A 7,477-nucleotide genomic window follows, 5' to 3' on the forward strand; every position below is an offset into this window, starting at 1 on the left:
CAAGGCCATTGACCAGCACGACCACCGGCCACACGGCCGCGCCCAGTCCTACCTGGACCCTTGACCTCTTCATCGACGGTAAGCCCGAGCCGGGACGCGACACCCCGGTCACGGTGTTCGACCCGGCAACGGAGCTCGAGCTCGCGGCGGTACCGCAGGCCGACGTGGAGCAGGTCGACCGCGCTGTCCTGGCGGCGCGCCGGGCGTTCGACAGCGGTGCCTGGACGGGGCTCGGCGCCCGCGGCCGCGCCCGGCTGATGCACCGGCTCGCCGACGAGCTCGAGCGTCGGTCCGAGGAGCTGGCGGCAGCCATCACCTATGAGTGCGGTACGCCGATCGCCCAGTCACGGGTCGGCCAGGTCAAGATGCCGCTCGACATCCTGCGCTCCTATGCCGATCTCGCCGCGGTGGACCGCACCGAGCCGCTCGGAGTCGACCTCGGGCCGATGCCCAGTGACAGCCTGGTCAACTATCAGCCCGTCGGCGTGGTCGCGGTCATCCCCGCCTACAACTACCCGCTGGTTCTCGCCCTGCGGACGATGGGTGGTGCCTTGGCCGCCGGCTGCACCGTGGTGATCGCCCCCAGCCCCAGGGCCCCGCTGGCGACGCTCATGCTCGCCGAGTCGATCGCCGCCGCGGACTTCCCACCCGGCGTGGTCAACATCGTGCTCGGCGGTCCGTCGGTCGGGCGCAGGCTGACGAGCCACCCCGAGATCGACAAGATCGGCTTCACCGGCTCGCGCCAGGTCGGCGAGCAGATCATGCGGCAGGCCGCACCCAGCCTGAAGGGCGTGACCCTCGAGCTGGGAGGCAAGACGCCGACCGTCGTGCTGCCCGGCGTGGAGCTGGCGCCGCTCGTCCGTCGCATGCACCTCAAGTACCTCATGAACGCGGGCCAGGCATGCGCTGCGCCTTCGCGTCTGCTCGTCCACCGCGACCAACACGACGAGTTCGTCGAACTGAGCGCGGCTGCTTATACGAAGATCCGGACCGGGGACCCGTGGCACCCGAAGACGATCGTTGGTCCGCTCATAGGGCTGGAACATCGGCAACGGGTCGAGGAAATGGTCGATGCGGCCGTCCGGGACGGCGCTGTCGTCGCCGCCGGCGGCGGCCGTCCGGAGATCGAGAAGGGCTGGTTCATGAACCCCGTCCTGCTGGACAACGTCGCCCCGACGGCACCGATCGCGCAGGACGAGATCTTCGGCCCGGTCGGTGTGCTCCTGACCTACGAGGACATCGACGACGCCGTGGCGCTGGCGAACGACGTGCCCTACGGCCTCGCTGCCGATGTCTTCTCGGCCACGACCGCCGAGGGCATCGGCGTCGCGAAACGGCTGCGGGCGGGCACCGTCTATGTCAATGGCGGCGGGGGGTTCCGGCTGGACGCACCCTTCGGCGGTTTCAAGGCCAGCGGGATCGGCCGGGAGTACGGCGAGTGGGGCGTGCGGGAGTTCCTCGAGCCGCAGCACATCCAGTGGTCACTGCGATGAACGGCCGGTTCCACGGCCAGGTCGTGGTCGTCACCGGGTCCGCCTCCGGCATCGGCCGGTCCAGCGTCGAGCGGTTCGCAGCGGAGGGCGCGCACGTCGTGGCTGTCGACGTCACCGCGGACGCCAACAGCGCCCTGGCCGACGAGCTCGTCGCCCAGGGGCTCAGCGTCGAGGCGGTCGGGGCTGACCTCGCACAGCCCGGCGAAGCGGTGCGCGTCGCCCGACGGATCGTCGAGCGCTGTCCGCGGATAGATGTCCTGTTCAACAATGCGGGGCTCTTCGAGGCCGTGTCCGTCGAGGCCGCGGACATGGAGCACTGGCGGCGCATGCTGGCGGTGAACCTGGACAGTGCGTTCCTGCTGATCCGTGAGCTGCTGCCGAGCCTGCGGGCCGCGCCGAGCGCCTCGGTGGTCAACAACGCGTCGGTGGACGGGCTCTTCGGCCACCCCGCGGCCCCCGTGTACAGCCTCGCCAAGGGGGCTCTGCTGACGATGACCCGGGCGATGGCGCATGAGCTGGGTACCCACCGCATCCGGGTCAACAGTGTCGTTCCCGGCGGGATCGCCACGCCGATGGCGACGCAGGTTCCCCAGCGCGTCAGCGATGAAGTCGTCCGGCTGACCCCGCTGGGGCGGCTGGGGGCGGCGGCCGAGGTCGCCGAGGTTGTCCTGTTCCTCGCCTCCTCGGCCGCGTCGTTCGTCACGGGAGAGGCGATCGTGGTCGACGGTGGCCGCAATAGCCTCACTGCCGGCTCGTTGGGCCCGCCGGACTCCTGACTGTTCCGGAAATTCGCAACCCAAATTATTGAACTGACCTCAGCTTAATTGAATGAGGCTGCCCGAATTTGCAGTCTTATTGATGTCCAACCCGGGTTCACATAATTTTACCTCACGGTGCTCCAATGTCGATGCTCGTCACATTGACGGTCGTTTGCTCGGCGGGTGCGACGTCTTGGAAAATGGTGGGGCGAGGAGGATGCACGTGACGCCTGTAAACAGCAAACGTTCGGCCGGTGCGGCACATCCGCTTCTTCCGGCCGAGCTCCAGCGGCACTACAGGGAGCAGGGCTACTGGGAGGATCTGAACCTCGCCCATTTCGTGGAGCACTGGGCCGCGACACACCCAGAGCGCGCGGCCGTCGTCGGCGCGCTCGAGCTCACCTATGGGCAGCTCTGGGACCGCGCCCGCAGGATCGCGGGGCGCCTCCTTGCCGACGGTGTCGAGCCGGGGCAGGCCGTGCTGGCCGTGCTGCCCAACTCATGGCAGGGCGTGGTGATGGAGTTGGCGGCGTCCATCGGCGGTTGGGTGTTCGTGCCGAGGGCACCGACAGTGGTGCCTGCTCTGGTCGAGCGTCTGCTCGAACAATTCGACGTTCGCGGTGTCGTACTCATGGGCGACAAGCTGGAGCAAGAAGAGTGGCGGACGCTCTGGAGGGAACATCTGCGTGTGCCCGGGCGCGTCGCGATGCTGCAGGGCGAGTGCGGAGACACCGAATCCCCGGACATCCCTGTCCTCGAGGCGGTTTCGGTAGACGGGCCGATCGCGTCGCCCGTTGCGGTCGGCGGCGGCGATCCCTGTCTCGTGCTGTCGACCGGAGGCACCACGGGTTCACCGAAGAGCATCGTCCACTGCTCCAACGCGCTCGTGTACGCCACGCGGAAGATGGCCGAGGCGCTCGACTTCACCGAGCGGGACGTTTTCGTCTCGATCGCTCCCTACGGTCACGCCGGCGGCTCGCTGTTCGACATCTACCTTCCCCTGATGTACGGCGCGTCGATGCTGCCGGTGGGCCGCTGGCGCGCCCCCGACGCGGCCGAGAAGATAGCCCGCTGGCAGGGAACGGTGCTCAAGACCATGGGAACGCACGTCTACGACCTGCTCGGTGTCGAGGGTGCGGCCGATTTGCTCGCTTCGATCCGAGTCGTCACCTCGGGTGCCGCCGGTGCGGAGCTCTTCCTGCGCGCGGAACGCTCGCTGAAGGTGCCGATCATTCGGAACTACGGATGTGGCGAGGTGCCAGGGCACGCCCTCGGCAGACTCACCGAGCCGTCTGAATACCGGCTGTCGCACGACGGTATCCCCTTCGAGGGCATGGACGGAAAGCTACTTGATCCTCAGACGGCGCAGGAGGTGCCGCAAGGAACACCCGGCAGCTATCGGTGCCGGGGGCCGAACCTGTTCCTCGGGTATGCAGGCCAGCCGGAGGTGACTGCCGCCGCCGTCGACGAAGACGGGTTCTACGACACCGGCGACACAATGTTCCTCGACAGCAGTGGCTATCTCACCTGGAGCGGCCGCACGAAGGACATCATCCGGCGAGGAGGGCTGCAGATCGACCCGCTCGAGCTGGAGCGCTTGCTGTCCCGGCATCCGTCCGTGGACACTGTCGTGGTGGTGGGGGAGCCACATCCCCGACTGGGGGAGACGGCGACTGCGGTCGCTGTCCCGTGTGCCGGGAGCGCCGCCCCTTCCCTCAATGAACTGTGTCGGTTCCTGATCGAACAGGGGCTTCCCAAACAGGAGCTGCCTGAACGACTGGTCCTCCTCGATGAGTTGCCCCGAACCGATGTCGGCAAGTTCCACCGGGCCGAGATCCGCCGCCGGATCGCGGACAGCGCGAACCACGCGGATCAGACGGCCCCGCCGACCACCCGATGAGTGGACTCGAATCGTCGACCGATGCGCAGTGGACCCGGATCGAGCAAGTGCGCCCGGCGTTCCCTACCGGATAGTAGTGGGTTCACCTGCCCTGGAACTACGGCAGCGGACAGGGCGTATTCAACCGACTGCGATGGTCGGCAAGGGTGTGCTCGCCCCGGGCCGTCCGCAACGGCGGGCTTGCCACCCGCTGAGCGGCGCCGCATGTCCGGCTGTCGCTTAGCGGGTGGTCAGAGCTTCGAGGCGACGTGCCCAGGCCACCACCGCGTCGGGCCGGTCGACGTGCACGAGATGGCCGCAGTTCTCGAGCGGCACCAGCGCTCCGCCGCATTCCATCGCGAGCACGCGGTGCGCCTCGAACGGGATGGACCTGTCGTGGTCGCCCCAGAGGACGAAGGAGAACGGACGCCGCACGCCGCTGTCGGGACGGTAGTGGGCGATCGCCGAGAGCTGGCTGACATGGAGTTCGGCGCCACAGGCGTCATAGTCGGCGACGACCGCGTCGAGTTTGTCCCTGTCGGCTCCGTCGTCGGCGAGGCCGATCTTCGCGATCTTGGTGTGGATACCGGGTGGATCGTCCGCCAGCCAGCGCAGTAGACGGTCACCGACCTCGATGCCGAAGCCGCTCGCGGTGAACAGGCAGCCATCGACGCGGACGAGCCGGGCGAGTTCCAGCGCGACCATCGCTCCCGAGCTCGCGCCGATGATGTAGTGCGGGCCGTCGTGCTCGGGCAGTTGTGCTGCGATGCCCTCGGCGATCTCGGTGACCGAGTCCGCGAACGGGATCGGGGTGATCACCGCGTCGAGCTTCTCGGCGATCGCTTTCCAGGTCAGGCCGACGCCGCCGGCGCCGGGGATAATGATCCAGTGCGGCCGGGTGGTCGTCATGCGCACTTCTCCGTTCCGCGGGCCGCGATAAGTCGGGTGCTGGAGTAGCTCAGGACCACTTCATTGTCCTGATTGAGCAGTTCGTGGGTGATGCTGACCACGCCGCGGTCGGGTTTCGACGAGCTACGGCGCGCTTCGGTGACCTTGCTGCGCCCGTGCACGGTGTCGCCGACGCAGACCGGGTGGCTCCAGCGCAGGTTGTCGACGCCGAGCATGCCCACGGCGTTGCCCATGGAACCGGTCAGTACCAGCAGTCCCTCGGAGATGACGAAGGTGAGCCCGCCCGGCACCGCACGGCCTCCGAGCCCGATCCGCGCTGACTTGCCCGCATCGAGCCAGATCTCTTCGAAAAGCCCAGCGATCTGCACAAAGCCGACGAGATCGGGCTCTGTGATGGTCCGACGGAGTGTTTCGATCACGAGTCCTTCGGTGAAGTCCTCGAAGAAGGCGTCACGCGTTCCGGTCAACCTCATGCTCCTCGTTTGATGCAGTGACCCATCATAAACAGAAGTCACTTCAGTTTGCCTCCTCGTGGGCATAGTAATTTTCGGCAGATGCGGGACCGGGGGCAAGCTCAACTGATGTCAAGTTGGTATTGTGGCGAGAAGCCGAGTTGTCGGGAGCATCATGTCGAAGGCGGGAACGTCCTCAGCCAGGGCCGGCGAGCGTCCGGGGGAGCAAGTGTCGTCTGGGGGCAGGCGAGAGGTCATCATCGCGAAAGCGATCGAGGTCTTCGCTCGGGACGGCTACGAGGACAGCAAGTGGGCCGACGTCGCCCATGCGGTGGGCATCGGGCCGACCGCGTTGTACTACTACTTCGAGTCAAAGGTGCACTGCCTGTTTGTGATCTTGGCCGAAGCCCTCCAGGGCCACCGCGAGGAGTTCGAGCGCGTCACCAAGAACGCGCAGGACTTCGACACGGGGTTGAACGAGGCCCTGCGTGCCGGGTTCCGGCTCAGTGACCATGAGGTGGCGCGTATGCGGATCCTCGTCGCGGAGCAAGGGCGTGCGGCCATCCGGCGCAAGTCCGAGTTGGAGGAGTCGGCGCGGATGCTGGCCCGGGAACGCCTGCGCGAGCTCGAATTCGCTTGGGCGGCCTATCTCGTGCGCGGGATGGAGCAGGGTGTAATCCCGGAGGCCGACCCTGCGATGCTCGCGCGAGCGCTGCTGGGAATGAACACCAGTGTCTGGCACTGGTACCGGCCGGGAGGCACGGTGTCGCTGCGACAGGTCGAGGACTTTTTCGTCGAACGTCAGATGGCTGTCGCGAAGCTTGGCGTCTGACGCTCAACGGTCGCCGTCGCCCGGCCCGGGAGCGCGCACGACGGAACGGGTACTCGCCCTGCGGGCGGGGGCGCGGGAGGTGTCCAGGTAACCACAGTCGGCGGCGGGCATGTGTTGCAACTCAGGGCTTCGGCCCCGGATGGTTGGGTGACGTCAGGGCGGGGAGACGGGCGCGGTCGGGGAGCCGTGTGGCGTATCTGGCGAAGACGATCTCGGTCGCCCCGAGTCGTGCGCTTCCTGAGACGGCGGCCGGGACACGTTCCGCACGACCCGGAGCCGGGGTGGATCCACTTGTCCGCGTGGTGTGTCGCTCCTGGCCCCGTCCCCACCCGACCGAAGAACTCCTGCAGGGCTCTTGCTCTTACGGACTTCTATGCTAGAATTTTGAATTGAATTCAACTCTACAAGTCGCGTCGGGCTCCAGCGATCCTGGACCGTCTGCTGGCCAATCGCGGGACCTGGCAGCGGAAGCTGCGGCGATCGGACTGGTGAGCCGGGTCGTCCCGGTCGATCGGCCAGTCACCGAGGTCGCGCGCATCGCCGAGGCCCTGCGCCGCCGACCTATCACCATCTTCGGCGCCCCCGGCGGCTGATGTCCTCCCGCCTGACGCTCGACCCTGGCCCGCGGCTGGACCACGTGGCCCGTGCGCTGGCCACCGGCTGCGTCCGCTGCGGGACGAGAGGCCGTGGAGGGCTTTTTCGGCAGCGGGCGCCCGACTTCTCACGCGTCCCGCCCCGCATCTGACCCTCGTACCCCGAACTCATGGAGCCATCGTGTCCGAGGCATTCATCGTCTCAGCCGTCCGTACCCCCGTCGGTCGCCGCAAGGGCGCGTTGAGCGGTGTGCACCCGGCTGATCTCGGCGCGCACGTGCTGCGCGCTCTGCTGGAGCGCACCGGTGTCGATCCGGGTGCCGTCGACGACGTGTACTTCGGGTGCGTCAGCCAGATCGGCGCGCAGACCGGGAACGTCGCGCGTACCGCATGGCTGTCGGCCGGGCTGCCGCAGCACGTCCCCGGCACCACCGTCGACCGCCAGTGCGGCTCCTCCCAGCAGGCCGTGCACTTCGCCGCCCAGGCGGTCGGCTCCGGGGCCGCCGATCTGGTGGTCGCCGGCGGGGTGGAGGTGATGAGCCTGGTGCCCATCGCCAGCCC

At 67.8% G+C, this 7,477-nt stretch carries 7 protein-coding genes; 5 read left to right on the forward strand and 2 right to left on the reverse strand.

Annotated features, from left to right (window positions below; all coding sequences use genetic code 11):
• Window positions 1–8: 8 nt before the first annotated feature.
• From J5X86_RS46090 to J5X86_RS46100, 3 genes are all read left to right on the forward strand, one after another.
• A complete protein-coding gene (locus J5X86_RS46090; RefSeq protein ID WP_208522584.1) occupies window positions 9–1,493 on the forward strand; it encodes an aldehyde dehydrogenase family protein in 1,485 nt (494 codons plus the stop codon).
• On the forward strand, window positions 1,490–2,269 hold the full coding sequence (locus J5X86_RS46095) for an SDR family NAD(P)-dependent oxidoreductase (protein WP_208522585.1): 780 nt from the start codon (window positions 1,490–1,492) through the stop codon (window positions 2,267–2,269). Before J5X86_RS46090 ends, J5X86_RS46095 begins: the two co-directional genes overlap by 4 nt.
• A 205-nt stretch (window positions 2,270–2,474) precedes the next feature.
• Complete coding sequence (locus J5X86_RS46100; RefSeq protein ID WP_208522586.1) at window positions 2,475–4,151, forward strand: class I adenylate-forming enzyme family protein; 1,677 nt, start codon at window positions 2,475–2,477, stop codon at window positions 4,149–4,151.
• Between the two features lie 219 nt (window positions 4,152–4,370).
• On the opposite strand, the gene J5X86_RS46105 is transcribed toward J5X86_RS46100, so the two are convergent.
• Together J5X86_RS46105 and J5X86_RS46110 are read right to left on the reverse strand one after the other, a co-directional pair.
• Window positions 4,371–5,039: an alpha/beta fold hydrolase gene (locus J5X86_RS46105; protein ID WP_208522587.1), complete on the reverse strand. Its 669-nt coding sequence runs from the start codon at window positions 5,037–5,039 to the stop codon at window positions 4,371–4,373.
• A complete protein-coding gene (locus J5X86_RS46110; RefSeq protein ID WP_208522588.1) occupies window positions 5,036–5,506 on the reverse strand; it encodes a MaoC family dehydratase N-terminal domain-containing protein in 471 nt (156 codons plus the stop codon). Before J5X86_RS46110 ends, J5X86_RS46105 begins: the two co-directional genes overlap by 4 nt.
• Before the next feature lie 160 nt (window positions 5,507–5,666).
• On the opposite strand from J5X86_RS46110, the gene J5X86_RS46115 reads away from it, so the two are divergent.
• Window positions 5,667–6,323: a TetR/AcrR family transcriptional regulator gene (locus tag J5X86_RS46115; RefSeq protein ID WP_208522589.1), complete on the forward strand. Its 657-nt coding sequence runs from the start codon at window positions 5,667–5,669 to the stop codon at window positions 6,321–6,323.
• Window positions 6,324–7,097: 774 nt separating this feature from the next.
• Window positions 7,098–7,477, forward strand: a 380-nt coding sequence (locus tag J5X86_RS46120) for a beta-ketoacyl synthase N-terminal-like domain-containing protein (protein ID WP_308124936.1), incomplete at its 3' end; no start/stop codon positions are given.

The sequence above is a fragment of the Streptomyces sp. NEAU-YJ-81 genome (assembly GCF_017592595.1).
Classification (GTDB): domain Bacteria; phylum Actinomycetota; class Actinomycetes; order Streptomycetales; family Streptomycetaceae; genus Streptomyces; species Streptomyces hygroscopicus_B.

Excerpts from the sequence above, each read along its gene's own strand:
- J5X86_RS46115 (WP_208522589.1), top strand. The coding sequence starts at position 5,667 with ATGTCGAAGGCGGGAACGTCCTCAGCCAGGGCCGGCGAGCGTCCGGGG.
- J5X86_RS46105 (WP_208522587.1), bottom strand. The coding sequence starts at position 5,039 with ATGACGACCACCCGGCCGCACTGGATCATTATCCCCGGCGCCGGCGGC.
- J5X86_RS46095 (WP_208522585.1), top strand. The coding sequence starts at position 1,490 with ATGAACGGCCGGTTCCACGGCCAGGTCGTGGTCGTCACCGGGTCCGCC.